This window comes from [Pantoea] beijingensis (assembly GCF_022647505.1).
Lineage (GTDB): Bacteria > Pseudomonadota > Gammaproteobacteria > Enterobacterales > Enterobacteriaceae > Erwinia > Erwinia beijingensis.
Map to the genome: position 1 here is coordinate 3,949,699 of NZ_CP071409.1, position 26,199 is coordinate 3,975,897.

The window sequence follows — 26,199 nt, forward strand, 5'->3', positions numbered from 1 at the left end:
TTGGAGCACAATCAAGAAACGGCAACGGTCACCATGAAAGATGTGGCTGAAAGAGCAGGTGTATCGACTGCAACGGTTTCACGTGCACTGATGAACCCGGAGAAAGTTTCAGCCGCGACGCGCCAGAAAGTAGAGCAGGCCGTGGTTGACGTAGGCTACTCGCCACATACGCTAGCACGTAACGCCAGACGCAGCGAATCACGCACGATTCTGGTTATCGTACCGGATATTTGCGATCCCTTCTTTAGCGAAATTATTCGCGGGGTCGAAATTACTGCGGCAGCTGAAGGCTACCTGGTGCTCATCGGAGACTGCGCCCATCAAAATCAGCAGGAGAAATCGTTTCTGAACCTGATGCTCACACGCCAGATTGATGGCATGGTGCTGCTGGGATCGCAGGTTCCATTTGATACTGGTGTAGAAGAACAGCGTAATCTTCCGCCTATGGTCATGGCCAATGAATTTGCACCCGAAATGGAGCTGCCAACGGTCCATATCGATAACCTGACAGCCGCATTTGAAGCCGTGAACCATCTGCATAAACTGGGACATCGCCGCATCGCCTGTATTGCAGGTCCCGAAGAGATGCCGCTCTGCCATTATCGCCTTCAGGGCTATATTCAGGCTCTGCGCCGTAACGGTATTACCGTCGAACCAGGCTATATCGTAAGGGGGGATTTTACCTTCGAAGCTGGTGCTGCGGCGCTGAAACAGCTAATGACGCAGCCACAGCCACCGGATGCGCTATTTTGCCACAGCGATATCATGGCGTTGGGCGCGATGTCCCAGGCAAAAATGATGGGGTTACGTATCCCGGAGGACCTGTCTCTGGTCGGTTTTGATGATATTGAGTTATCACGTTATAGCGATCCCCCGCTTACCACCGTTGCGCAGCCACGTTTTAGTATTGGTCGCGAAGCAACATTGTTATTGCTGGAACAACTCCATGGTAAAAACGTGAGCAATGGGTCTCGCCTGCTCGACTTTGAGTTAAAAGTCAGGGGAAGTACGACACATACCGTACGTTATAAATCCTGAACAATATGAGTTGCAGAAGTGGCGCTCCGGAGCACGCTGGCTTAATCGCCTAAGAAGCGCTGATGCTGGCCTGTAGCGTAAAAATCGGCCCCGGAAACACGCAAATTAATCAGGTGAACAAACGCATAGTTTGCAATAAAGCAGCTGTAAATAATCCGAATTTATAAGCAAACGGCATGTTTCAGTAAATTCTTAAGCGACTCACCGCTGGTCAAACTTCCAGCCCTTGAGTAACATGACGGGCTGATAGTCGGGCTCACGGGAAAAGCGGTGTCTTTTCTCGTTCATCGCCAATGATTGCCCGGCAGGCATCTTCTTATTTGATATTAGCGGAACGATAGTGGCACAAAAAGATTATGTAGGCCGCGGGCGTTCGACAGGGACGCGTCGCAAAAAGAACAATAGTCGCGGCAAAAAGCGCAGCAGTGGTTCGGGTGTATCTAAATTAATGATGGTGCTGGCTGCTGCTGTTTTGGTGACATTCATCGGCGGTTTGTGGTTTATCGCCCATCATAAAAAAGAAGATGCGCCCGTCATTCCTAATCATAAAGCGGCAGGTAATGGCCTTCCGCCTAAACCGGAAGAGCGCTGGCGCTATATTAAAGAGCTGGAGAATCGCCAGATTGGGGTACCTGTGCCTACAGAACCCTCTGCAGGTGGAGAAGTCCATTCGCAAACGCAGCTGACCGATGAACAGCGTCAGCTACTGGAGCAAATGCAGGCTGACATGCGTCAGCAGCCGACTCAACTGAACGAAGTCCCCTGGAATGAGCAAACACCGGCTCAACGCCAGCAGACCATTCAGCGTCAGCAGCAGGTCCAGCGCCAGCAACAGATTCAACAGCAAAAAATACAGCAGCAGCCAAACGCTTTGCAGCAGCAGTCGCGTATGCCGCAAACACAGCCTGCCGCACCAGTAACACGCGAACCTGTTCGCCAGGCTTCAGCGCCTCCTGCGCCACTAGCGCCGAAACCAAAACCGCAGGAAGTTGCCAAACCGCAACCGAAACCGCAGGAAATTGCCAAGCCGAAACCACAGGAAACGGCGAAAGTTAAAGAAGATAAGCCAAAATCGCAAAGCTGGATGGTACAGTGCGGTTCGTTTAAGGGCACCGATCAGGCTGAATCAGTACGGGCTCAGTTAGCATTCGAAGGGTTTGAAAGCCGAATTACTACCGGCGGCGGTTGGAATCGTGTCGTGGTGGGTCCTTATAACAACCGTGCATCTGCTGACAGTACTCTGAGAAGCCTACGCAGTTCTGGCCATTCAAACTGTATTCCGCTCTCCGTGGGGGGTTGAAACACCTCAAAACCGCCCCATATATTGTTGCACTATGCCCCGTACTCACCCGTACGGGGACATCTTCCGACTGCAACAAGGGGTCTGTCCGTGACAACAATAGTAAGTGTGCGACGCAATGGCCAGGTAGTGATTGGCGGTGATGGCCAGGCTACTCTCGGCAATACCGTGATGAAAGGCAACGTTAAGAAAGTGCGTCGTCTCTACAACGACAAAGTGATCGCTGGTTTTGCTGGCGGCACTGCAGATGCCTTTACTCTGTTTGAACTCTTCGAACGAAAACTGGAAATGCATCAGGGGCACCTGGTGAAGGCCGCCGTAGAACTGGCGAAAGACTGGCGTACCGACCGCATGCTACGCAAACTTGAAGCGCTGTTGGCCGTTGCCGATGAGAATGCATCACTTATCATTACTGGCAACGGGGACGTCATCCAGCCTGAAAATGACCTTATCGCCATTGGTTCGGGTGGACCTTACGCTCAGGCAGCTGCACGTGCCCTGTTGGAAAATACCGATATTGGCGCTCGCGATATAGTTGAAAAAGCGTTGGGCATCGCAGGTGATATCTGCATCTATACCAACCATAATCTCACCATTGAAGAATTACCGTCCAAAGCGTAAGGATCCCAACAATGTCTGAAATGACCCCACGCGAAATCGTCAGTGAACTGAACAGATTTATCATCGGCCAGGATGGCGCCAAACGCGCCGTCGCTATCGCCCTGCGCAATCGCTGGCGTCGCATGCAACTGGACGAAGAACTGCGTCACGAAGTAACGCCCAAAAATATTCTGATGATTGGTCCAACCGGCGTAGGTAAAACCGAAATTGCACGTCGTCTGGCAAAGCTGGCAAATGCCCCGTTCATTAAGGTTGAGGCGACTAAATTCACGGAAGTTGGCTATGTCGGTAAGGAAGTGGACTCCATTATTCGCGACCTGACCGATGCCGCGCTGAAAATGGTGCGCGTTCAGGCGATTGAAAAGAATCGTTATCGTGCGGAAGAAATGGCCGAAGAACGCATTCTCGACGTGCTCATCCCACCGGCAAAAAATAACTGGGGCCAATCAGAAACCGCTGCGGAGCCTTCAGCTGCTCGTCAGTCTTTCCGCAAGAAGTTGCGTGAAGGCCAACTGGACGATAAAGAAATTGAGATCGACCTGGCTGCTGCGCCAATGGGTGTTGAGATCATGGCACCGCCGGGCATGGAAGAGATGACCAGCCAGTTACAATCGATGTTCCAGAACCTCGGAGGTCAGAAACAGAAACCGCGGAAACTGAAAATCAAAGACGCGATGAAGTTGCTGGTTGAGGAAGAAGCGGCCAAGTTGGTTAACCCTGAAGAGCTGAAACAGGAAGCTATTGATGCTGTCGAACAGCACGGTATCGTGTTTATCGATGAGATTGATAAAATCTGTAAACGCGGCGAATCTTCCGGTCCGGATGTTTCACGCGAAGGTGTCCAGCGCGATCTGCTGCCACTGGTTGAAGGCTGTACTGTCTCGACCAAGCACGGCATGGTGAAAACCGACCATATCCTGTTTATTGCATCCGGTGCTTTTCAGGTTGCCAGCCCGTCGGATCTCATTCCTGAGTTGCAGGGTCGCTTACCGATTCGAGTTGAGCTGCAGGCGTTAACGGTCAATGATTTTGAACGCATTCTTACTGAGCCAAATGCTTCAGTCACCGTGCAGTATAAGGCGTTAATGGGAACAGAAGGCGTTAACATTGACTTCACCGATGATGCCATCCGTCGCATCGCGGAAGCCGCATGGCAAGTGAACGAAACGACCGAAAATATCGGCGCCCGTCGTTTACATACCGTGCTTGAGCGCCTGATGGAAGATATTTCCTATGATGCCAGCGATCGCCACGGTGACTCAGTTACCATTGATGCAGAATATGTCGGTAAGCATCTGGATGAGCTGGTAGCAGATGAAGATCTTAGCCGTTTCATTCTGTAACGCTTAACCCCGGGACCAGGAGGGTGCAAGCCCTCCTGCTTTCTGTGACGTCCCTCTGACGTATCCAGAGCATACTTTTTTCCCTAAAACTCCGATGTTACCCTCCGTGTACGCCATCGCAATATAACTCTTTAGTGCTATAAATCGTCACTTTTCCCCTCCGGGCTTGACTGAGATTAACTTTTTTTCACGGTAGCAAACATAAACTGGGCCTTGGTTAACAGGCATTTTGCCTCCTTGTCCGGCCAACTACCCTCCCGGTGAACTCTATGGAAAATATTCAAGTCGTTCCGAGTATGCGGGCCTCACGCGCCTGGCTGGAAAGTTTGCGTTTGCGTACGCTGCCACTGGCGTTTGCGTCAATCATTAATGGCTCGGCGCTGGCTTACTGGCTTGGGCGCATTGACCTAAAGGTTGCGTTACTCACGTTACTCACCACCAGCTTGCTGCAAATCCTGTCTAACCTGGCAAATGATTATGGTGATGCACTTAAAGGCAGTGACACGACAGAACGCATTGGGCCGCTGAGGGGAATGCAAAAAGGCGCGATCAGCATCGATCAGATGCGCGGTGCGCTGGTGCTGATGGTGCTACTAACGTTGTTTTCCGGTATCGCATTGATCGTATTGGCATGTGATAACCTTCAAGATGTTATGGTTTTTATCGGGTTAGGTGCGTTAGCGATTGTGGCGGCCATCGCTTATACCGTGGGGAAGAAACCCTATGGATACAGAGGGCTGGGCGATATTTCCGTTATGATTTTCTTTGGGTTGCTGGGCGTATCGGGTAGCCAGTATCTGCAAACACATAGCTTCCATAATATTACCCTGCTTCCCGCGATGGCATGCGGCCTGCTGGCGGCTGCCGTATTGAATGTCAACAATATGCGCGACATCGACACAGATCGCCAGCACGGTAAATATACGCTGGCCACCCGCCTCGGCGCGATTAATGCCCGGCGTTACCATGCGTTGTTACTGTCGGGTGCCCTGTTCTGCTTCGGGCTGTTCGCCTTTCTCGCCCAGACTGGCCCTGCTGGTTGGTTATTTCTTCTCGCCTCCCCGCTGCTTTACCGGCAGGCCCGTCATATTTTGCTGGAAACTAGCACGGTGGCAATGCGTCCGATGCTGGAGAAAACCGTTAAAACCGCTTTGTTATCTAACCTTCTTTTTGCGACCGGCTTAGTGCTGAGTTAATTGCGATGTCATTGACCCATCGCAATTTTTAACAATTGATGGTTTTGCCAACAACTGGCAGAAAGCGATATACTGGTGGCTCCTGTGGCAAACAGACGAAACTCCTATGAAATACGATACTTCCGAACTCTGCGACATCTATCATGAAGAAGTGAATGTTGTAGAACCGCTCTTTTCGAACTTTGGTGGTCGTTCCTCCTTTGGCGGGCAAATCATCACGGTCAAATGTTTCGAGGACAATGGCCTGTTATATGAGCTACTGGAGGAAAATGGCCGGGGACGTGTGTTACTGGTTGATGGCGGCGGCTCTGTACGCCGCGCCCTTATCGATGCCGCTCTGGCGCGATTGGCTCAACAGAACGAATGGGAAGGCATAGTCGTTTATGGTTCCGTACGGCAAGTCGATGATTTAGAAGAGCTGGATATCGGTATCCAGGCTATCGCGGCTATCCCGGTTGGTGCTGCTGGGGAAGGTATTGGTGAAAGCGATATTCGCGTTAATTTTGGCGGCGTGACCTTTTTCTCGGGAGACCACCTTTACGCCGATAACACCGGTATGATTCTTTCTGAAGATCCACTTGATATCGAATAATCCGTGGACTATTCGCCATGAGCGATAGCAAAACGGGTGCCTGAGGCACCCGTTTTTCGTTCCCAGCGAGATGGAATTACACTTCTTCCATCTTGCCCAGCAGCGCGCGCAAGCGCTCCTGCCAAACGTGCTGCTCTTCTTTCAACTGCTGGTTTTCACGCACCAGCGTCTCGCTATTACCAGAAGCGTTATCCACTTCCTGCTTCAGCGTATTGTTCTGCTCTTTTAGCTCTTCGATTTCCATCTGCAACAGCGTGATGGTATCAATCGCCTGCTGTACTTTTGCTTCCAGTTTCTCAAACACTTCAAATGACATCTTTCTGACCTCTCCTAATCGCAAGGCGTTGATGATGCTAGCCGCAGACCATGAGATTCACTGAAAACTCCGCGGATAACAACGATGCCTCGATTGTATGTAGCCCGGCACCCCAAGTCCAGCGGCGAACCCACACCAAGTGCAGTCTGTAACAATTTTCAGCCAATACCTAAAATTTCAGGTAAACGATGGCTCGGCATGCATAGAGACAAATTACGTCACAGAGAGCCGCGGCAGCAGTCACTTAAGCCTCTAAAGATAAAATATCTCCGTAGCGAGAGCAAATCCACATAGCCAATAAACCTTCAACCTGGAGTAGAGCAAAAATAGGCCACTAGCGGGAGTTATAAAGTGGACGGACCAGCATTTAAATGGTGCTTTAAGAAAGCAATAACACGCGAAATCGCTCATTTTTATGACGCAGCACACAAATTTTAAGCTCGATATTTCTCGTTAATGCTCGTTAACGATAAATTTACATCAGCCCCTACATTAAATTGGATATGGCTCAATGGAATGATAACAACACAAGACAACATTTAACCTCGCCTTCAGGAACTTCATTATGAGTCAAACTATAAGCACACTTAAAGGCCAGTGCATTGCCGAGTTCCTCGGTACGGGCCTGATCATATTTTTTGGCGCTGGCTGTGTCGCAGCGATGAAACTGGCCGGGGCAAGCTTCGGACAGTGGGAAATCAGCATTATTTGGGGGCTGGGCGTTTCAATGGCGATCTACATGAGTTCCGCCATCTCGGGAGCCCATCTTAATCCAGCCGTTACCATCGCCCTTTGGCTTTTTGCCTGTTTTGAACGCCGTAAAGTACTGCCTTATATCGTCGCACAAGTTGCCGGTGCCTTTTGCGCGGCTGCGTTGGTGTTCGGGCTCTACTACAATCTCTTTTTCGATTTTGAACAAACACACCAAATGGTTAGGGGTTCTGTCGAAAGCCTGGACCTGGCAGGCATCTTCTCTACTTACCCTAATCCACATATCAGTGTCGCTCAGGCCCTGTTGGTAGAAATTGTGATTACTGCGGTGCTGATGGCACTGATTATGGCGCTTACCGATGATGGTAATGGCATCCCACGTGGTCCTCTGGCACCGCTGCTGATTGGCCTGCTAATTGCGGTTATTGGCGCATCCATGGGCCCGTTAACCGGGTTCGCACTCAACCCGGCTCGTGATTTTGGTCCTAAACTCTTCGCATGGCTGGCCGGCTGGGGCGATGTTGCTTTCACCGGGGGACGCGAGATCCCTTACTTCCTCGTACCGATTTTTGGGCCTCTCATCGGGGCAAGCCTCGGCGCTTTCGGATACCGTGCGTTGATTGGTCGCAATCTGCCATGTGATGTGTGCATCAATGAAGACGAAGAGGCAACGAAGCCCGCAACGTCACGTACTGAACAGCATAAAGCGTAACCGGGCTTCCCTTCTGGACCTATAAGGAATTGATTATGACCACAGAGAAAAAATACATTGTCGCGCTCGACCAGGGCACCACCAGTTCACGCGCGGTGATACTCGATCACGATGCCAATATCGTCGCAGTTTCACAACGTGAGTTTCAGCAAATTTATCCTAAAACGGGTTGGGTCGAGCACGATCCCATGGAAATTTGGGCATCACAGAGTTCTACGCTGGTTGAAGTGCTCGCCAAGGCCGATATTCGCTCCGATCAAATTGCGGGTATCGGCATCACGAACCAACGTGAGACAGCCATTGTCTGGGAAAAAGAAACCGGTAAACCCATCTATAACGCCATCGTTTGGCAGTGTCCACGTACGGCTAACTACTGCGAAAAGTTAAAGAAAGAGGGACTGGAAGAATATATTCGTCATACCACAGGCCTGGTGATTAACCCCTATTTCTCTGGCACTAAAGTGAAGTGGATCCTCGATCATGTTGAAGGCTCACGTGAACGTGCCAAACGTGGCGAATTGCTGTTTGGCACCGTCGATACCTGGCTGGTATGGAAAATGACGCAGGGCCGGGTACATATCACCGATTACACCAACGCCTCACGCACCATGATGTTTGATATTCATAAACTGCAGTGGGATCAGCGCATGCTGGACATTCTCGATATCCCACGTGAAATGCTGCCCGAAGTGCGTAAATCATCGGAGGTATATGGCCAAACCAATATCGGTGGCAAAGGGGGAACCCGAATTCCAATCGCCGGTATTGCGGGTGACCAACAGGCTGCGCTCTATGGGCAACTTTGCGTGTCTCAGGGGATGGCTAAAAATACCTACGGTACTGGCTGCTTTATGCTGATGAATACCGGAACTGAAGCGGTCACGTCCACGCATGGCCTGCTGACAACAATTGCCTGTGGTCCACGTGGCGAAGTGAACTATGCGCTTGAAGGTGCCGTGTTTATCGGTGGTGCATCCATCCAGTGGCTACGTGATGAGATGAAGCTGATTAACGAAGCGGAAGACTCAGAATACTTTGCCATGAAAGTGAAAGATACCAATGGCGTTTATGTGGTGCCAGCCTTTACCGGTCTGGGCGCACCTTACTGGGATCCCTATGCACGCGGCGCGATCTTCGGTCTGACCCGCGGCGCGAATGCAAACCACATCATTCGCGCCACCCTGGAGTCTATAGCCTATCAGACGCGCGATGTGCTGGAAGCGATGCAGGCTGACGCCGGTACACGCTTGCAAGCGCTGCGTGTCGATGGTGGAGCCGTTGCTAACGATTTCCTGATGCAGTTTCAGTCGGATATTCTTGGCACCCGCGTGGAGCGCCCGGAAGTGCGTGAAGTGACGGCTCTGGGATCGGCCTATCTCGCGGGTCTTGCCGTCGGTTTCTGGAAAGACCTGGATGAAGTGCGCGCAAAATCAGTAATTGAACGCGAATTCCGCCCCAGCATTGAAACCACCGAACGTAATTATCGCTATGCCGGTTGGCAAAAAGCCGTTGCCCGCGCTAAAGCCTGGGAAGACCATTAAGTAAACTCGTCCTCTACCGCCCGCGAACACTCGCTTCGCGGGCATGCATCTCCGCTCTGTGTTCCTCTGTGGTAAACTTCCTGCCTCATCAATTTTAGAGACATGTCATGAAACGAGAACTCGCTATTGAATTTTCACGCGTTACCGAAGCTGCGGCGCTGGCAGGCTATAACTGGTTAGGGCGCGGGGATAAAAACGCAGCCGATGGCGCCGCCGTTCACGCAATGCGTATCATGCTGAATAAAGTTGATATCGATGGTCAGATCGTGATTGGTGAAGGTGAAATTGATGAGGCGCCAATGCTCTATATCGGTGAAAAAGTCGGCACAGGCAACGGTGATACAGTTGATATCGCCGTCGATCCGATTGAAGGCACGCGTATGACCGCCATGGGACAAGCAAACGCGCTGGCAGTACTGGCAGTAGGTGATAAAGGTACCTTCCTGCACGCACCGGACATGTACATGGAGAAATTGATTGTCGGGCCCGGCGCCAAAGGCAGTATCGATCTCAGTCTACCACTGGAAGAGAACCTGAAGCGCATTGCCAATGCGCTTCACAAGCCGCTAAGCGCGCTTACCGTGACCATTCTGGCTAAACCGCGTCATGATTCCATCATCGCAATAATGCAGCAGTTGGGCGTTCGCGTTTTTGCTATTCCTGATGGCGACGTGGCAGCCTCGATTTTGACCTGCATGCCCGACAGTGAAGTGGATGTACTTTATGGTATCGGCGGTGCGCCCGAAGGTGTGGTATCTGCTGCCGTTATCCGTGCATTAGATGGTGATATGCAGGGCCGTCTGTTGGCGCGCCATCATGTGAAAGGTGACAGCGAAGAGAATCGCCGCATCGGTCAACAAGAGATCCGGCGCTGCACAGAAATGGGGATTGTTGTCGGCAAGGTGCTGCAATTGGATGAGATGGCGAGGAGCGATAACGTTATTTTTTCTGCAACCGGGATTACCAGTGGCGATCTGCTCAAAGGCATTACGCGTAACGGCACTATAGCAACCTCCGAAACGCTGCTAATACGAGGTAAGTCACGGACTATCCGGCGGATTCAATCTATCCATTATCTCGATCGCAAAGATGAGAGCCTGCATCAGTATATTTTGTAATTCTGGGGAACAAGGCCCTAAACGCGCGCTCATTTAGCATCGGCAGTGTACCCGGCTCAGCCGCCCTATTTTCTCGGATATTACGGGCCAACGTAAACGTGCACCCGTGTCCGTGGTATCAGAACGGCAAGAACCTCAGATCGTTTGCGGTTCCGCCCGTTTTGACAGCGGCCACCAGCAAAATAAGATCAGCATCGCCATTGCGAACATCAGCATACCGAGACTAAATTGTCCCTCTTGCGGCATTATTGCAGACAGCCATGCTGCAAAGCCGGCCCCCAGATTCTGCAAACCGCCAACCAATGCCCCTGCCGTGCCTGCCAACGCAGGATAAGGTTCCATGGCGCCGCTAGTGGCCAGCGGAAAGAGCATACCTGCGCCAAAGAAAAACAGTGAAGCAGGGATGATAAGCGTCCAGATATTCATCATACCGAACCACGCGGGTATCCACATCATCGCTCCTGCCAGCAGGCAACTATTCACGGCATACCACATCAGATGGTGAAACGTTTTATTGTTACGTCCGGCAAACCAGGCACCGAAAAATGCGGCAGGGATCGGCAAAATAAATAACACGCTAACCGTCAACGCATTAAGCCTCAGTTCCCCCCCCATCAGTACTCCGCAACTGGCCTCAAAGACTGCGATCCCAGCCAGTGCACCAATAAGCATAATGAGATAGCGCACAAACATACTGTCCGCCAGCAAAGGACGATAGCGCGAAAAAAGCGGACACCTCTCATGATTCTCAGGGTGCGTTTCTGGTAACCAACGCAGCATAGCAACGGTCACGGCAAGACATACAAACAACAGAAAAACGAAACATGCATGCCAGCCAAAGAGCTGTGTTAGTGCAGCACCGATCAGAGGAGCCAGTAACGGACTCACCAGAATTCCCATGTTCAGCAAGCTATTGGCCTGCCGTAATGCAGGGCCAGAATAGAGATCGCGCGGCATCGTGCGCGCCATCACTCCCGCCACCCCGGTGCCAAGCCCCTGGATCGCCGTTGCTATAACTAAAGTATTGAACGTTTGCGCACTAAGTGCAGTCAGCGCACCCACAATAAAAATCGCCATGCCACTGAGGATTACCGGTCGTCGCCCAATGCTATCCGACAAAGGCCCATACAGTAACTGAGAGCCGCCATAGGTCATTAAATAAGCCGCCATCATGCGCTGTACCGTACCATCAGATACGCTAAATGCCCCCGCGATATCGGCCATAGCCGGGACATAAACGGTCTGCGCCATCTGACCAACGGCCACCAGTACGATCAACATCAGCAATAAATAACTGTTCTCAATTTTTTTCATTACCAGATCACAGGACTAAAACCGGTTATAAATTCACAAGATAGTAAATTAATCGGCAAGATATATTTTATGGCGGAGAAAATATCAGGAATGGAATTTAAAGCGAGGGAAAGGCAATAAACGCTCTGGCTAACCTTGTCAGTGAAATTGCGCAGTAGCGTACAAATAGCTTTACGTTACCTTTCCGACTAGCCGCTGAAGCGATCTCAACACAAGTAACGCCCCGACTATCGTCCATCCGAACGAAAAATTTAACGATCTTCCGATCGGTATGCTCATGAATTTGTCGATACGAGCTTTGTCGCTTTGCGGGGGTGGAAAAATTATCGTTCACTGGCGAAGATAACAACGGCAAGCACGTCTGCCGTAAAATAACCTTAAGGAGTGACACATGGCTGAGTGGGTAAACGCGAAAGTAGCCCGGGTTGATAACTGGACAGATAACTTATTCAGTATCACGGTACATGCGCCCGTCGCCCCGTTCACAGCTGGCCAGTTCGCCAAACTGGCGCTGGAAATTGAGGGGGAACGCGTGCAGCGAGCCTACTCTTATGTGAATGCTCCGGACGACGAGAATCTGGAGTTTTACCTGGTTACTGTACCAGAAGGCAAACTCAGTCCTGGCCTGCATGCGTTACAACCGGGTGATGAAGTGATGATCACTAAAGATGCAGCAGGTTTTTTTGTTCTCGATGAAATACCCGAATGTGAAACACTATGGATGCTGGCGACAGGCACCGCAATCGGCCCCTATCTATCGATCCTCCAGCAGGGCGACGGACTTGAACGCTTTAAAAATATTGTCTTAGTCCACGCCGCACGCTTCTCTGCCGACCTGAGTTATCTGCCACTGATGCAGCAGTTGCAACAACGTTACAGCGGCAAGTTACGCATCCAGACAGTGGTCAGCCGTGAAGAGATCGCTGGCTCACTGACCGGCCGCGTCCCCGCATTAATCGAAAGTGGCCAACTCGAAGCGGCAGTAGGTCTGCCGATGGATGCAAAAACCAGCCATATCATGCTGTGCGGTAATCCACAAATGGTACGCGATACGCAACAGTTGCTGAAAGAGGCACGCGCAATGCAAAAACATCTTCGTCGTAAGCCCGGACATATAACCAGCGAGCACTATTGGTAATCAGGCTTACCGAAGTAATTAACCGGGCGTGGCTCGCTGCCAAAGCGGTTGTCGCCCGGGCTACCGGTGAATACGCCCAACTCCAGCAGCATCAGAATAACAATCAGTGACGGAATAAACCGTCCAATGATCCACTGGGCGGTATTGCCCATGACCTCCCAGTTTCCGGCCAACAGCATCCAGGCCACGATGAGTAAAAGCGCCCAATACCCCTTGCGGTTACGATCGTGTAATCGCTTCACCAGCACCGCGCTTGAAGGCCAAAATAAACATACGACACCAAACGCGGCCATCTGTGTATCCATCCACCCTTTCCCGGCCAGGGTAAATAATAGTGTCATTAGCGCCAGCCATATCACTTGCCAAATCCAGAAATCGCGCCGTCCTATCCGACCCCGTAAAGAGAAACACCACTGCTGTAATGTCATTTTTAACCCCAGAAAAACACAAATAAAGACGCCTCAGCTTTTGACTTTAGCGGGTAAAAACCGTTCTAATCGTGAACCAAGTTTACTGGTTAGGGCCGATAAAATGAAGAATGCGCCTGCCGTCGCGCTGCTATCAGGAATATTAACGTTCGGTACAACCTGGGCCGCTCCGGACCCTATTGATCGCGCTGAACATATGCCAACCGCGCCTTATTTGCTGGCGGGTGCCCCCACATTTGATATGACCGTAGGCCAATTTCGCGAAAAATATAATACCGCCAACCCTGACCTCCCCCTCAGTGAATATCGTGCCATTGATAATCGTGATGAGAAAAGTAATCTGACACGAGCCGCCAGTAAGATTAACGAAAATCTTTATGCTTCAACCGCACTTGAGCGTGGCACAGGCAAAATCAAAACATTACAAATCACCTGGCTACCTATTCAGGGGCCTGAAGAGCGGGCCGCGCACGAAAAAGCGCTGGCATATATGAGCGCACTACTGCGCTTTTTCGAACCCACACTCTCCGCAGAAGAGAGTAGTAAACGACTAAACATCCTTCTTAATAAGGGTAAAGGAATGCGCTACTTCTCTCAAACGGAAGGGGCATTACGCTTCATCATTGCAGACAATGGTGAAAAGGGGCTGACCTTTGCCGTTGAGCCGATCAAGCTGTCGTTGGCGACACCTTGATCGTTGCCTCATTATTCAGGGAACGTGCGCCGAAGCGAACATACCTTCGGTCTGAAACAGGACGCGCATAGCCCGGGTAATATGACAAAAAGCAAAGCCTTTAACTGTTTTGATCTCTATACTGTCTGGCAGACATCGCTGCTCAATGGCAGCGCTATTTAATATCACGTCAAGCGTGAACGTGGAGGAAATAATGCGACATCCATTAGTTATGGGTAACTGGAAACTGAACGGTAACAAAAAGATGGTTAACGAGCTGATCGAAGGCCTGCGCCAGGAACTCAGCACCATTGATGGCTGCGGCGTTGCTATCGCCCCGCCGGTGATGTATTTAGATCAGGCTAAACACGCCATTTCCGGTAGCCATATTGCGCTGGGTGCACAAAACGTTGACGTGAATCTTTCAGGTGCTTTTACCGGTGAAGTTTCTGCCGACATGCTGAAAGACATCGGTGCAAAATACATCATCATCGGTCACTCTGAGCGCCGTACTTATCACAAAGAGAGTGACGAATTTATTGCGAAAAAATTTGCGGTATTAAAAGCTGCGGGTTTGATTCCAGTATTATGTATTGGTGAGACTGAAGCGGAAAACGAAACGGGTAAAACCGAAGAAGTGTGCGCTCGTCAGTTGGATGCCGTACTGGAAACCCAAGGCGCAGCAGCCTTTGAAGGCGTGGTGATCGCCTACGAACCCGTCTGGGCAATCGGCACCGGAAAATCCGCGACACCAGCACAGGCTCAGGCCGTGCACAAATTCATCCGTGACCATATCGCCAGGAAAGATGCAAACATTGCAGCCCAAGTCATCATTCAGTACGGTGGTTCAGTCAATGACAAAAATGCAGCAGAGCTGTTCACTCAACCTGATATTGATGGCGCGCTGGTCGGTGGCGCTTCACTGAAGGCTGATGCTTTCGCCGTGATTGTAAAAGCTGCTGCAGCAGCTAAAAAAGCGTAAAAAAAGGTAGGGGTGGCGATGCCGCCCCTACAAGATTTTGCAATCATGGTCCTGGATCTCCTCGCCTGAACCCCGATTTAACTTTAGCCAGTTCTCTTTTATCGCCATCAATGCCAGCCGTCCGTCAGGCAATGCAGCTAAAGCCATTCCATATTTCCACATTTCTCCGCGCGCATCCGGCAACTCTTCGGCCAGTCGAATAAATACGCTCTTTTCGTCCAGCTCATGCAGCGTTAATGCTCTGATAAAATAAGAGTGCTTCAAAATCGTTGTCGGCTGCCATTGCGAGGTTAGCTGCGTTGATAACTGGTCCAACTGCTGTCTGACATCGGCACGTAAGCAGGATATATGCACGTGCAGTTGATTCTGTGTGCGGCTGTATTCGGCATTAATCGCTAACGCCACGTGACTATCGGAAACGAAGGCTCCTCGCCTTTCCGCCATCAAATGGCGCGCATCCCAGGCCAGCGCAAAAAAATTAGGTGTATGAGAATAAAGAATCTGCGGATCTTCAATACCGCTAATCTTCGCCACTGGCATTAATAAAAACTGCAGCGGGCCAACACGGTCCTTCAGGGTGACATAGCCCTTTGCTTCATCGACATTCTCACAGGGCGCGGGATGCCCATTAGCCTTCATGCCGGGAACACATCTTTCACTGACAATTTCCCACAGTGCATCAGCATTTTTATGGACATAAAAAGCGGCTCCCGCCAGCGCAATAACCAACAGGGTAAGAATGGCGGCGATGACCGTAAGAAAACGGTTTCGGCTCTGCATAGGTATCCACTCGGTTTTTAAGCTGTTTAAATCCTCGCCGAAACGTTGTGGAATGTCACGCCCTAATCGCGTTTACGCGACCCCCTGTGTATCAGCGCTATAGCGCCTGAACAAAAAACGTCGGGCACAATAAAACAAAACGGGCAGTGTGAGCTGCCCGCTTTGCGGTATCCAAAGGTACGTCGATCTACTCGACGTTAACGTTTCATAATCTGATCGTAGGTACCGCCGTCGGAGAAATGTGTTTTCTGCGCGGCAGTCCAGCCACCAAATTTATTATCAATGGTAAACAACTGCACAGGTTTAAAGGCACTGGCATACTTCTTCGCCACTTCAGCATCGCGAGGACGATAGTAGTTTTTTGCCGCAATATCCTGACCTTCAGGCGAATAGAGATACTTGAGGTAATCTTCCGCTACTTTCCGCGTACCCCGCTCATCGACGACTCGATCTACCACTGAAACCGTAGGTTCAGCCAGAATCGACTCTGACGGCGTGATAATTTCAAATTGATCTTTACCTAATTTATTCACTGCAAGATAGGCTTCATTTTCCCATGCAATGAGGACGTCACCGATACCACGCTCGACAAAGGTGTTAGTTGCACCACGCGCTCCGGAATCCTGCACCTCAACGTTTTTAAACAACGCTTTGACGAATTCCTGTGCCTTTGCCTGATCGCCATTGTTCTTATCTAGTGCATAACCCCAGGCGGCCAGATAGTTCCAGCGTGCCCCTCCCGACGTTTTTGGATTTGGCGTGATGACCGACACACCCGGTTTATTCAAATCAGGCCAGTCATGGATTTGTTTAGGGTTACCTTTTCGTACGAGGAAAACAATGGTGGACGTGTAAGGTGCGGCATTATCCGGCAGGCGCTTGATCCAATTTTTATCGATACGCCCGCGTTCGGCAATCGCATCCACATCAGAAGCCAGAGCCAACGTCACGACGTCTGCTTTAATACCATTAATTACCGATGTCGCTTGTTTACCAGAACCACCGTGTGACTGTCGGACAACAACATTATCGCCCGTTTCCTGCTTGTAGTGCTGGCTGAACGCTTTGTTATACTCTTCGTATAATTCACGCGTTGGATCATATGATACGTTCAGTAACTGTATATCCTTCGCCAGTACACTGGTTGAGGCCAGTAACAGGGTCAACCCCACACTCCACTTATTCATCGCACGCCCCCTCAAAATAATTATGTAAGCAGCGTGACACAAAGCTTTGCGTGAATTAAAGAATTAAAAACCAGCATTTATAACAATAAGGAATAACAAGGCATATAAGAAAGGCGCTGACGATGCAGCGCCTTACCGAGTAACCATTAATATAATTTTTTAGCCGTTTCCAACCAGTCACCCTTAAACGGGCGCTTCATGTTTTCAATCGCATCAATAATATCGTGATGTACCATTTTTTCATTCTGGATACCTACGCAGCGCCCGCCATAACCCTGCAACAGGAGCTCAATAGAATACGCCCCCATGCGTGAAGCAAGGATGCGGTCATAAGCGACAGGTGCACCGCCGCGCTGTATATGGCCCAACACCGTCGCGCGCGTTTCGCGTTTGGTTTCAGCCTCAATATACTTCGCCAAATCGTCGATATCACAGATATGTTCAGTAATCGCGACGATCGCGTGTTTTTTACCTTTTGCGATGCCCGCTTTAATCTCTTCCACCAGCTCTTCACGGGTGTAGGGAATTTCTGGCAGTACAATAAATTCACAGCCACCGGCAATGGCTGCAGCGAGGGTTAAATCGCCACAATAGCGGCCCATCACTTCAACAATGGAAATACGTTGATGTGAAGAAGAGGTGTCACGTAAACGGTCAATCGCCTCAACAACGGTTTCCAGCGCGGTGAAGTAACCAATCGTGTAATCCGTACCCGCAACGTCGTTATCAATAGTACCCGGCAAACCGATGCAGGGAAAACCCATCTCCGTCAAACGCTTCGCGCCCATATAAGAACCATCGCCACCAATAACGACCAGCGCGTCAATGCCGCGCTTTTTCATATTATCTATGGCTACAGCACGCACATCTTCATTACGGAACTCAGGGAAACGAGCGGAACCAAGGAAAGTGCCACCACGGTTAATCATGTCGGATACGCTGTAACGATCCAAGTTCACCATGCGATCTTCGTACAGGCCAAGATAGCCATCGTAAACACCAAACACTTCCAGCCCTTCGCTCAGTGCCGCGCGGACTACGCCACGGATAGCTGCGTTCATTCCTGGGGCGTCACCGCCGCTTGTCAGTACACCGATTTTTTTGATCATGACAACCTCTGAACTAATTGATGCAAAATGATGAGTTGGGGACGCCGGAATGTTACGACGCATTAAAGAGAGAACGGCTCACCGACTAATGATAGAAGATAGTATATCAAACACTTGCCGCTGAATTGATTCAGGTCAGGCAAGTTTCCGGTATTTTTTTCCTTAGGCTTATGCTTTAGGCAGCTTAGACCGCATCTCACCTGTTGATTCACCTGATCTATTTATCGTGCCGCAAGCAGCTCGCACGCTGGATTGTCTCCTCTGCTAAATGCTTGCACACGCCATACCATGAGCGATTACCCATATTATGGGAGACTCACTTAAAGCCTCTGCCGTTCTGCGGATACTACAGAACGGGGATCCTGATGAATAATAATGTCCGAGGCAGGAAACTTCATCAATAACGCCTGCTCGACCTGCTCGGCGACTCTGTGCGCCTGGACTAAAGGTAAATGATCGTCCATTTCCAGATGGATTTGAATAAAACGCGTTGGACCAGACTGTCGCGTACGTAAACCATGGACTCCCCGCACACCAGGCCATGAAGTAACAATATCAATGATAGTGCTACACTCTTCATCCGGAAGCGCGTGGTCAAGCAGTGACTGAACGGCTTCATAGCCCATACGCAGCGCGCTATAAAGAATCCAGACGCCAATCCCCAGGGCAAAAAGCGCATCCGCGCGCGAAAAACCGTACCAGCTTAGCGCCAATGCGATCAAAATCGCCCCGTTCATCACCACGTCAGATTGATAATGCAGCATATCGGCACGAATCGCCTGGCTACGCGTTTTGCGCACCACCCACCGCTGAAACGTGACCAGAACAAATGTGGATAAAAGCGCAATGACGGTGACGACTACACCCACCAGTGGTGCACGGAGCGTTTCAGGCTGAGCAAGATGCTGAAATCCGGTCAGAAATAAAAACAGCGCGGAACCCGAAATGAACATGCTTTGAGCCAGCGCAGCCAACGATTCGGCTTTACCATGCCCAAAAGCATGTTCATCGTCCGCAGGTTGCAGCGAATAACGGACAACCAGTAGGTTAGTTAGGGACGCAGCAATATCCACCAGTGAGTCAACCAGTGCGGCAAGCAAGCTGACCGATCCGGTATACCACCAGGCAAAGATTTTGACTATTAGCAGTAGCGAAGCCAATATCGTAGCAGCAATGGCAGCAGTATTGACCAGACGGGCGTATTGAGAATTCATGCCACAACTCCGCAATATTTTAGCGTCAAGTATACTGAATTTAGAGCAAAAAAAACCCCGCCATCATGGCGGGGAAGACAGGGATGGTGTCTATGGCAAGGAAAAACAGGGATACTATATTACTGGTTACTGCCGGTACTACTCACTGCCTGCAGCGGTGTTGCCTGCTGCATATTCGTTAGCTTGCGCAATTCAGCTATGCGCTGCTGGTGTTTCTGTTGCAAAACGTCCTGCTGCTCAGGCGTTAGCAGGTGAAACATTTGGTTGCGTACGCGGGCCATTTCGACCTGTCGTGCAACACGTTCCTGCGCTATTTTTTCTGCCAGAGCCTTTACGGCCGTTTCATCAAATTTTTCTGCAATGACAAGGTCATGCATGGTTTCAATATCATTAACACTAACGGGAGGACGTTCATGTCGCGCTTGTTGCATCAAGTCCCGCATTTGCTGACGCTGTTGTTCCGTCAGGTTGATGCCATCAAACATGTGGCTTTGCGAATTTTGCGTCATACTACGATTCGCAAATTCATCGTCTTGATGCATCTCGTCAATCGTCGTAACGTCTGCTGCCCATGCGATGGGGAAGACCAGCGCTGAAGCAATGACGACGGCGGTTAAGTTGCGCATCGTTTACTCCCAGGTTCGTTTCCGTCTCGATTCAATGAGAGCCAGTGTACGGTGATGGCTGCAAACTAGCGTCAGGGGGTGTAAAACTACGTAAAGCGATGGATTGAGGATATGGGATCACGGTATTTTGCCTGTGGAGGGAAATAAAAAATGAATAAAATCCTGTTGGTTGACGATGACCGCGAATTAACTTCGCTGCTTAAAGAATTACTTGAAATGGAAGGTTTTGATGTGGTGGTCGCCAGTGATGGCGAACAGGCGCTCAATATACTGGACAGCTCTATCGATCTGTTGTTACTCGACGTCATGATGCCGAAAAAGAACGGCATTGATACGCTAAAAGAGCTACGTCAGCAGCACCAAACCCCGGTGATTATGCTTACCGCACGCGGTAGCGAACTGGACCGTGTCCTGGGGCTGGAGTTGGGCGCCGATGACTATTTACCCAAGCCTTTTAACGATCGTGAACTGGTGGCGCGTATTCGCGCTATTTTGCGTCGCTCTAACTGGAGTGAACAACAGCAGCAACATGACAGTAGCTCGCCTACTTTGGAAGTGGATTACCTACGCCTCAATCCCGGCCGCCAGGAAGCCAGCTTTGAAGGGGAAACCCTGGACCTCACCGGCACCGAGTTTACCCTGCTCTATCTTTTGGCCCAGCATCTTGGTCAGGTGGTTTCACGTGAGCATCTCAGTCAGGAAGTATTAGGTAAACGCTTGACGCCTTTTGATCGTGCGATTGATATGCATATTTCTAATCTTCGCCGTAAATTACCTGAACGCCATGACGGTCATCCCTGGTTTAAAACCTTGCGTGGCCGCGGTTATCTGATGGTTTCCGCAACATGATAAGTAGTTTGACCACCCGCATCTTCGCTATTTTTTGGTTAACACTTGCGTTGGTGCTGATGTTGGTACTTATGGTACCTAAGCTCGATTCCCGCCAGATGACCTCGCTGCTCGAAAGTGAGCAGCGCCAGGGCATCATGATTGAACAGCACGTCGAAGCAGAACTGGTGCAGGATCCACCTAACGATTTAATGTGGTGGCGCAGGCTTTTTCGCGCTATTGATAAGTGGGCTCCTCCTGGGCAGCGATTATTGCTGGTCACCAGTGAAGGCAGGGTGATCGGCGCGCAACGAAACGAAATGCAAATTATCCGAAATTTTATTGGCCAGTCGGATAACGCCGATCGTCCCCAGAAGAAAAAATATGGCCGCGTTGAATTGATTGGCCCGTTTTCGATACATGATGGCGAGGATAATTATCAACTCTATTTGATTCGCCCTGCAGCAAGCTCACAGCTTGATTTCGTCAATCTGCTGTTCGATCGTCCTCTATTGTTGCTTATCGTCACCATGCTGATCAGCTCCCCATTACTACTCTGGCTTGCCTGGAGCCTGGCTAAACCAGCGCGCAAATTGAAATATGCAGCAGATGAAGTTGCCAGTGGTAATCTACGCCAACACCCTGAACTGGAGGCCGGGCCGCAAGAGTTTCAGGCAGCAGGTGCGAGCTTTAATCAGATGGTCAGCGCGCTGGAGCGCATGATGACCGCACAACAACGCTTACTCTCCGATATTTCCCATGAGTTACGTACCCCTCTCACTCGCTTACAGTTGGCAACGGCGTTAATGCGCCGTCGCCAAGGAGAAGGGAAAGAGCTACAACGCATTGAAACAGAAGCGCAAAGGCTTGATGGGATGATCAACGATCTGCTGGTGTTATCACGCACGCAGCATAAAAACGCACTGATCAGCGAGGTGATGAAAGCCAACCAATTGTGGTCTGGCGTTCTGGATGATGCCACATTTGAAGCTGAGCAGATGGGTAAATCACTGGAGATCCCCTACCCACCCGGGCCATGGCCGCTTTACGGCAACCCCAACGCGTTGGATAGCGCGCTGGAAAATATCGTTCGTAATGCATTGCGCTACTCCAACTCAAAAATTGAAGTGAGTTTTTCTGTAGATAACCAAGGTATTACCATCCACGTTGATGATGATGGCCCCGGCGTCAGTCAGGAAGATCGTGAGCAAATCTTTCGCCCATTTTACCGAACCGATGAAGCGCGCGATCGTGAGTCTGGCGGGACAGGTTTAGGACTAGCAATTGTAGAAACAGCCATTCAACAGCATCGCGGTTGGGTAAAGGCTGATGACAGCTCACTTGGCGGCCTGCGCCTAACCATTTGGCTACCGCTGTACTCCCGTCGTTAATATTTTGCTATTCTTCGGCCCTCGCTACTGAGGGCCAGCACCCATGTTAAACATCGTTTTGTTCGAACCTGAAATACCACCCAATACGGGTAATATCATTCGTCTTTGCGCGAATACCGGTTTTCAATTGCATTTAATCGAGCCGCTTGGATTTACCTGGGACGATAAACGTCTGCGCCGGGCCGGGCTTGATTATCATGAATTTACTCACATTAAACGCCATGCTAATTACGAGACATTTATCAGTAACGAAGCGCCACAGCGTCTGTTCGCATTAACCACCAAAGGTACGCCAGCACATAGCGCTGTCCGTTATCAGCAAGGGGATTATTTACTCTTTGGTCCGGAAACGCGCGGCCTTCCGACATTCATTCTTGATGCATTGCCAGCCGAACAAAAAATCCGTATTCCTATGATCGCAAACAGTCGCAGCATGAACCTGTCGAATGCGGTCTCGGTGGTGGTATATGAAGCATGGCGGCAACTGGATTATACCGGTGCTTTTATTCGGGGTTAAATGAAGTGTATAACCGCTGGCCAGCAGACTCTGGTCAGCTCAAATAATAAGGATCCCGGGCTATATACCATCGCCGAACTCGAAACCAGGCACCATTCCATTAAAATGCTGATCCATCTCCATGGAGGGTTTATCACTGCCAGGTTTACCGACAATACGGGCCGGGACACCCGCGGCGGTCGTGTGCGGGGGGATTGATTGTAAAACGACAGAGCCGGCGCCAATCTTTGCACCGCGCCCTACTTCAATATTGCCAAGAATCTTCGCGCCTGCGCCAATCATGACGCCCTCACGAATCTTTGGATGACGATCTCCACTGGTTTTCCCGGTCCCCCCAAGGGTTACAGACTGCAGGATAGAAACATCATTTTCCACAACGGCGGTTTCACCGATAACAATGCCTGTCGCATGATCCAGCATAATGCCGCAGCCAATACGTGCGGCAGGATGAATATCAACTGCAAAAGAGACGGATACTTCATTCTGAAGATAGATTGCCAACGCACGACGCCCTTCATTCCATAGCCAATGACCAATTCGGTAAGCCTGTAGTGCATGGAAGCCTTTAAGGTACAGCAACGGTGTGGAGTATTTATCGATCGCCGGATCACGCTGGCGCACTGCGTAAATATCGCAGGCCGCTGAGGCAATCATTGATGGATCTTTGCGATAAGCTTCCTCAACAATTTCGCGAATTGCTATCGCCGGCATTATCGGATTGGCGAGTTTATTCGCCAGCATATAGCTCAGTGCGCTTCCCAGATTTTCATGTTTCAGCAATGTCGCATGGTAAAAGCTGGCCAGCATAGGCTCACCATCAGCCAGCGCCCGCGCTTCCGCCGTGATGTTTTTCCAGACCAGTGCTAACTCTTCAGACGACATGACTTTCTCCCCATAAAAAAACAGCGCCCGACAGTCATCGGTACGCTACAGGCGAACATGCTACGCTTCCCGCATCAGCTACTGCTGTTTTCATCCTTCCTTGTACGACCGAGTAACGTTAATGCTGCCTCGCGTGCGCTTTTTTCGCAATATAGTACCTGATAAATTTGCTCGGTTATTGGCATTTCGACACCACAACGTGATGCGAGTGCTTTCACCTCTTTGGTATTACGGTACCCTTCAACGACTTGACCAATAGTCGCCTGCGCTGAATCAACATCGCTTCCCTGCCCCAGCATCATGCCAAACCGCCGGTTACGTGATTGATTGTCCGTGCAGGTTAGCACCAGATCACCCAGACCAGCCATTCCCATGAATGTGGTGGGATCGGCGCCCAACGCGATACCTAAGCGAGTCATTTCCGCCAGACCGCGCGTGATCAATGCAGTACGTGCATTGGCACCAAATCCGATGCCATCGGAAATACCCGCACCAATAGCAATGACGTTTTTCACCGCGCCACCAAGCTGGACACCGATAAAATCAGCATTGTTATAAACACGAAAACTTTTACCACAGTGCAGTAATTGCTGCAGATCGTCGGCAAACTGCGGGTCGGTTGCCGCTAAGGTAATCGCCGTTGGTAAACCGGCAGCGAGCTCTTTGGCAAAAGTAGGGCCTGAGATCACAGCCAGCGGGATATCATCGCCAACGATTTCGCGTGCCACATCCTGTAACAGACGCCCGGTTTCTTTTTCCAGGCCTTTGGTCGCCCAGACAATGCGGGAATCCTTGCGCAGATAAGGTTGAATCTGTCGCAATACATCACCGAATACATGGCTCGGCACCACCACCAGCAAATCGCGACTGGCGGCAATCGCCGTTTCCAAATCGCTTTCTAAAAGCAACGTATCGGGGAAAGGGACATCAGGTAGAAAAGCGATATTACAACGATCGGCCTCAAGCTGGGCCTGATGTTGGGAATTATGGCCCCACATCACTACGCGGTGTCCGTTACGGGCAAGCGTAATCGCTAAAGCGGTGCCGTAAGAGCCGGCACCGATGACGGTCATAGACGCGTTCAGATTTTTCATCAGGCATCCTGACGGGGTTCAGCACCTTCACCTTGCTGCTGCAGATAATTCATAAACAGCGCATCAAAGTTAACCGGTGCCAGGTTAAGTTGCGGGAAGGTACCGCGGGAAACCAGGCTGGTGATGCACTCACGCGCATACGGGAACAAAATGTTCGGGCAATATGCACCGAGACAATGCGCCATTTGATTACCCTCAATACCGGAGATACTGAAGATACCCGCCTGCTGAACTTCACACAGGAACGCCGTATCATTTTCTACCGTTGCGGTTACCGTCACACGCAACACAACCTCAAACACATCATCCGCCAGCTGATTGGACGCCGTATCAAGATCCAGTTTGACTTCAGGTTCCCACTCTTTCTGAAAAACCTGCGGCGCATTCGGTGCTTCAAAGGAGATATCTTTAGTATAGATACGCTGAATCTGAAAAGACATTTCGCTGGAGTTTTGTTCTGACATTTTACTCAATCCTATCTGTTAATAATCCATTATATCCGTCATGTTTCGAGGTCAGGCCGCGCGAAGCCTGTGGGAAAACCGAATCGCTTATCTGAGTAAACTTAGCGGCATCCTCACCTGCTGCCCACCCTCTGGAATCGTTCAGGTACGCTCGTGAGCATTATTTCAGCAGCGGGTCGAGACCTGCGCGCTCATCTAATGCAAATAAATCGTCGCAGCCGCCAATATGCTGCGCATCAATAAAAATCTGGGGCACGGTCGTTCGGCCACTGCGCTTAATCATCTCTTCCCGCTTATCGGCATCACCATCAATTGGGATCTCATGGTATGCCACACCCTTTTGGCTCAGCAATGCTTTAGCACGGTGGCAAAACGGACAGGTTGATTTGGTATAGATCTCTACATTCGCCATTCACAACACCTCAAAAGGTTTATTTGCCACGAACCAACGGTAAATTCTCACCACTCCATCCAGACACGCCGTCTTTCAATACGGATACCTGTGCAAAACCAGCAGCGTTAAGCTGAGCGGCGGATTCTGAAGCGGAAGCTCCCGTAGCACACACCACGATAATCGGTTGAGCTTTATGCTTTTCCAATTCGCCAAAACTGCCTTTTTTAATGTCTGCTGCCAGCACGTTCAGCGCGCCGGATATATGACCTTTACGATAATCATCACGCGAGCGGACATCAACGACGATGGCGTCCTCTTTATTAATCAAATGTGTCGCCTCGCCGCGGCTAATGGTTTTGACTTTAGAGAACAGACTCTTAGCGGTGGTTCCGATCACCAAAACCAGCAAGATAACCCACGCTAAACTTAAGACCGGGTGATTACTTGCGAATTGCATCATTTCTTGCATGAGGGGTAACAGCTCCCGACAGGGTTAATAAGCTAAAACAAGGCTTCTGAGTATACCTGCGCCACTTCTCATGTACAGTCGCGCAGCGGTCAGAGTGACGTTTTATGCGGTAGATTTCAAAAAAAAGTCCATTCACCACAAAATCCCTTATCTGCGATATGCCGCTTTGATCTGAACCGGCTATTGATTGCACATCAGCAAAGTAAACTTGTACTCATTTT

28 protein-coding genes are annotated in these 26,199 nt (G+C 50.4%); 15 read left to right on the forward strand and 13 right to left on the reverse strand.

From position 1 onward, the window contains the following. The 6 genes from cytR (at nucleotide 1) to rraA (ending at nucleotide 6,090) form a co-directional block, all read left to right on the forward strand. The gene (gene cytR / locus J1C60_RS17870) at nucleotides 1-1,038 is read left to right on the forward strand and encodes a DNA-binding transcriptional regulator CytR (RefSeq protein WP_128175532.1); all 1,038 of its coding nucleotides are present in this window, start codon (nucleotides 1-3) and stop codon (nucleotides 1,036-1,038) included. 340 nt (nucleotides 1,039-1,378) lie between these two features. Continuing rightward, on the forward strand, nucleotides 1,379-2,338 hold the full coding sequence (gene ftsN / locus J1C60_RS17875) for a cell division protein FtsN (protein WP_128175530.1): 960 nt from the start codon (nucleotides 1,379-1,381) through the stop codon (nucleotides 2,336-2,338). Nucleotides 2,339-2,428: 90 nt separating this feature from the next. After that, nucleotides 2,429-2,959, forward strand: coding sequence for an ATP-dependent protease subunit HslV (gene hslV, locus J1C60_RS17880; protein WP_004154863.1), 531 nt, complete (start codon nucleotides 2,429-2,431; stop codon nucleotides 2,957-2,959). An 11-nt stretch (nucleotides 2,960-2,970) separates the two neighbouring features. After that, nucleotides 2,971-4,302 carry an HslU--HslV peptidase ATPase subunit gene (gene hslU, locus J1C60_RS17885; RefSeq protein ID WP_128175529.1) on the forward strand — a complete coding sequence of 444 codons (1,332 nt, stop codon included), beginning with the start codon at nucleotides 2,971-2,973 and terminating at the stop codon, nucleotides 4,300-4,302. A gap of 269 nt (nucleotides 4,303-4,571) precedes the next feature. Continuing rightward, nucleotides 4,572-5,498 (forward strand): 1,4-dihydroxy-2-naphthoate polyprenyltransferase, encoded by a 927-nt coding sequence (locus tag J1C60_RS17890; RefSeq protein WP_128175527.1) that lies wholly within the window; start codon nucleotides 4,572-4,574, stop codon nucleotides 5,496-5,498. Between the two features lie 106 nt (nucleotides 5,499-5,604). Continuing rightward, nucleotides 5,605-6,090: a ribonuclease E activity regulator RraA gene (rraA, locus tag J1C60_RS17895; RefSeq protein WP_128175525.1), complete on the forward strand. Its 486-nt coding sequence runs from the start codon at nucleotides 5,605-5,607 to the stop codon at nucleotides 6,088-6,090. 76 nt (nucleotides 6,091-6,166) lie between these two features. On the opposite strand, the gene zapB is transcribed toward rraA, so the two are convergent. Further along, nucleotides 6,167-6,406 carry a cell division protein ZapB gene (gene zapB, locus J1C60_RS17900; protein ID WP_128175523.1) on the reverse strand — a complete coding sequence of 80 codons (240 nt, stop codon included), beginning with the start codon at nucleotides 6,404-6,406 and terminating at the stop codon, nucleotides 6,167-6,169. A 565-nt stretch (nucleotides 6,407-6,971) separates the two neighbouring features. On the opposite strand from zapB, the gene J1C60_RS17905 reads away from it, so the two are divergent. From J1C60_RS17905 to glpX, 3 genes are all read left to right on the forward strand, one after another. After that, complete coding sequence (locus J1C60_RS17905) at nucleotides 6,972-7,829, forward strand: MIP/aquaporin family protein (RefSeq protein ID WP_128175521.1); 858 nt, start codon at nucleotides 6,972-6,974, stop codon at nucleotides 7,827-7,829. A 35-nt stretch (nucleotides 7,830-7,864) separates the two neighbouring features. After that, nucleotides 7,865-9,370, forward strand: a complete 1,506-nt coding sequence (gene glpK / locus J1C60_RS17910) for a glycerol kinase GlpK (RefSeq protein WP_128175519.1) — start codon at nucleotides 7,865-7,867, stop codon at nucleotides 9,368-9,370. Between the two features lie 107 nt (nucleotides 9,371-9,477). Further along, nucleotides 9,478-10,488, forward strand: a complete 1,011-nt coding sequence (gene glpX / locus J1C60_RS17915) for a class II fructose-bisphosphatase (RefSeq protein ID WP_128175517.1) — start codon at nucleotides 9,478-9,480, stop codon at nucleotides 10,486-10,488. Nucleotides 10,489-10,623: 135 nt separating this feature from the next. Here glpX and emrD read toward each other — a convergent pair whose 3' ends face one another. Next, on the reverse strand, nucleotides 10,624-11,802 hold the full coding sequence (emrD, locus tag J1C60_RS17920) for a multidrug efflux MFS transporter EmrD (protein WP_128175516.1): 1,179 nt from the start codon (nucleotides 11,800-11,802) through the stop codon (nucleotides 10,624-10,626). Between the two features lie 391 nt (nucleotides 11,803-12,193). On the opposite strand from emrD, the gene fpr reads away from it, so the two are divergent. Then, on the forward strand, nucleotides 12,194-12,940 hold the full coding sequence (gene fpr / locus J1C60_RS17925) for a ferredoxin--NADP(+) reductase (protein WP_128175514.1): 747 nt from the start codon (nucleotides 12,194-12,196) through the stop codon (nucleotides 12,938-12,940). Here the strand turns inward: fpr and J1C60_RS17930 are convergent. Next, the gene (locus tag J1C60_RS17930) at nucleotides 12,931-13,368 is read right to left on the reverse strand and encodes a DUF805 domain-containing protein (protein ID WP_128175512.1); all 438 of its coding nucleotides are present in this window, start codon (nucleotides 13,366-13,368) and stop codon (nucleotides 12,931-12,933) included. The two genes, fpr and J1C60_RS17930, sit on opposite strands and share 10 nt — an antisense overlap. Before the next feature lie 103 nt (nucleotides 13,369-13,471). Between J1C60_RS17930 and J1C60_RS17935 the strand changes: the two genes are divergently transcribed. Both J1C60_RS17935 and tpiA read left to right on the forward strand, forming a co-directional pair. Then, nucleotides 13,472-14,062 carry a YiiQ family protein gene (locus tag J1C60_RS17935; RefSeq protein ID WP_128175510.1) on the forward strand — a complete coding sequence of 197 codons (591 nt, stop codon included), beginning with the start codon at nucleotides 13,472-13,474 and terminating at the stop codon, nucleotides 14,060-14,062. A 193-nt stretch (nucleotides 14,063-14,255) separates the two neighbouring features. Next, nucleotides 14,256-15,023 carry a triose-phosphate isomerase gene (tpiA, locus tag J1C60_RS17940; RefSeq protein WP_128175508.1) on the forward strand — a complete coding sequence of 256 codons (768 nt, stop codon included), beginning with the start codon at nucleotides 14,256-14,258 and terminating at the stop codon, nucleotides 15,021-15,023. Nucleotides 15,024-15,050: 27 nt separating this feature from the next. On the opposite strand, the gene J1C60_RS17945 is transcribed toward tpiA, so the two are convergent. From J1C60_RS17945 to cpxP, 5 genes are all read right to left on the reverse strand, one after another. After that, nucleotides 15,051-15,803 (reverse strand): CDP-diacylglycerol diphosphatase, encoded by a 753-nt coding sequence (locus J1C60_RS17945; protein ID WP_128175506.1) that lies wholly within the window; start codon nucleotides 15,801-15,803, stop codon nucleotides 15,051-15,053. A gap of 197 nt (nucleotides 15,804-16,000) precedes the next feature. Further along, entirely contained in the window at nucleotides 16,001-16,990 is a 990-nt protein-coding gene (locus tag J1C60_RS17950) for a sulfate ABC transporter substrate-binding protein (RefSeq protein ID WP_128175504.1), read from the reverse strand. A gap of 146 nt (nucleotides 16,991-17,136) precedes the next feature. After that, a complete protein-coding gene (gene pfkA / locus J1C60_RS17955; RefSeq protein ID WP_128175502.1) occupies nucleotides 17,137-18,099 on the reverse strand; it encodes a 6-phosphofructokinase in 963 nt (320 codons plus the stop codon). Nucleotides 18,100-18,419: 320 nt separating this feature from the next. Continuing rightward, the gene (gene fieF, locus J1C60_RS17960; protein WP_128175501.1) at nucleotides 18,420-19,313 is read right to left on the reverse strand and encodes a CDF family cation-efflux transporter FieF; all 894 of its coding nucleotides are present in this window, start codon (nucleotides 19,311-19,313) and stop codon (nucleotides 18,420-18,422) included. A gap of 119 nt (nucleotides 19,314-19,432) precedes the next feature. Then, the gene (gene cpxP / locus J1C60_RS17965; RefSeq protein ID WP_128175499.1) at nucleotides 19,433-19,939 is read right to left on the reverse strand and encodes a cell-envelope stress modulator CpxP; all 507 of its coding nucleotides are present in this window, start codon (nucleotides 19,937-19,939) and stop codon (nucleotides 19,433-19,435) included. A gap of 150 nt (nucleotides 19,940-20,089) precedes the next feature. On the opposite strand from cpxP, the gene cpxR reads away from it, so the two are divergent. The 3 genes from cpxR to trmL are packed head-to-tail and all read left to right on the forward strand — an operon-like array spanning nucleotide 20,090 to nucleotide 22,675. Further along, nucleotides 20,090-20,788, forward strand: coding sequence for an envelope stress response regulator transcription factor CpxR (cpxR, locus tag J1C60_RS17970; protein WP_128175497.1), 699 nt, complete (start codon nucleotides 20,090-20,092; stop codon nucleotides 20,786-20,788). Continuing rightward, nucleotides 20,785-22,158 carry an envelope stress sensor histidine kinase CpxA gene (cpxA, locus tag J1C60_RS17975; protein ID WP_128175495.1) on the forward strand — a complete coding sequence of 458 codons (1,374 nt, stop codon included), beginning with the start codon at nucleotides 20,785-20,787 and terminating at the stop codon, nucleotides 22,156-22,158. Before cpxR ends, cpxA begins: the two co-directional genes overlap by 4 nt. A gap of 43 nt (nucleotides 22,159-22,201) precedes the next feature. Continuing rightward, complete coding sequence (trmL, locus tag J1C60_RS17980; protein WP_128175493.1) at nucleotides 22,202-22,675, forward strand: tRNA (uridine(34)/cytosine(34)/5-carboxymethylaminomethyluridine(34)-2'-O)-methyltransferase TrmL; 474 nt, start codon at nucleotides 22,202-22,204, stop codon at nucleotides 22,673-22,675. Between the two features lie 60 nt (nucleotides 22,676-22,735). On the opposite strand, the gene cysE is transcribed toward trmL, so the two are convergent. From cysE to J1C60_RS18005, 5 genes are all read right to left on the reverse strand, one after another. After that, on the reverse strand, nucleotides 22,736-23,557 hold the full coding sequence (gene cysE / locus J1C60_RS17985; protein WP_128175491.1) for a serine O-acetyltransferase: 822 nt from the start codon (nucleotides 23,555-23,557) through the stop codon (nucleotides 22,736-22,738). A gap of 74 nt (nucleotides 23,558-23,631) precedes the next feature. Further along, nucleotides 23,632-24,651: an NAD(P)H-dependent glycerol-3-phosphate dehydrogenase gene (gene gpsA / locus J1C60_RS17990; RefSeq protein ID WP_128175489.1), complete on the reverse strand. Its 1,020-nt coding sequence runs from the start codon at nucleotides 24,649-24,651 to the stop codon at nucleotides 23,632-23,634. Then, nucleotides 24,651-25,115 (reverse strand): protein-export chaperone SecB, encoded by a 465-nt coding sequence (gene secB / locus J1C60_RS17995; RefSeq protein ID WP_128175487.1) that lies wholly within the window; start codon nucleotides 25,113-25,115, stop codon nucleotides 24,651-24,653. Before secB ends, gpsA begins: the two co-directional genes overlap by 1 nt. A gap of 160 nt (nucleotides 25,116-25,275) precedes the next feature. Continuing rightward, nucleotides 25,276-25,527 (reverse strand): glutaredoxin 3, encoded by a 252-nt coding sequence (gene grxC, locus J1C60_RS18000; protein WP_128175486.1) that lies wholly within the window; start codon nucleotides 25,525-25,527, stop codon nucleotides 25,276-25,278. A 19-nt stretch (nucleotides 25,528-25,546) separates the two neighbouring features. Further along, a complete protein-coding gene (locus J1C60_RS18005) occupies nucleotides 25,547-25,978 on the reverse strand; it encodes a rhodanese-like domain-containing protein (protein WP_128175484.1) in 432 nt (143 codons plus the stop codon). Between the last annotated feature and the right edge of the window lie 221 nt (nucleotides 25,979-26,199).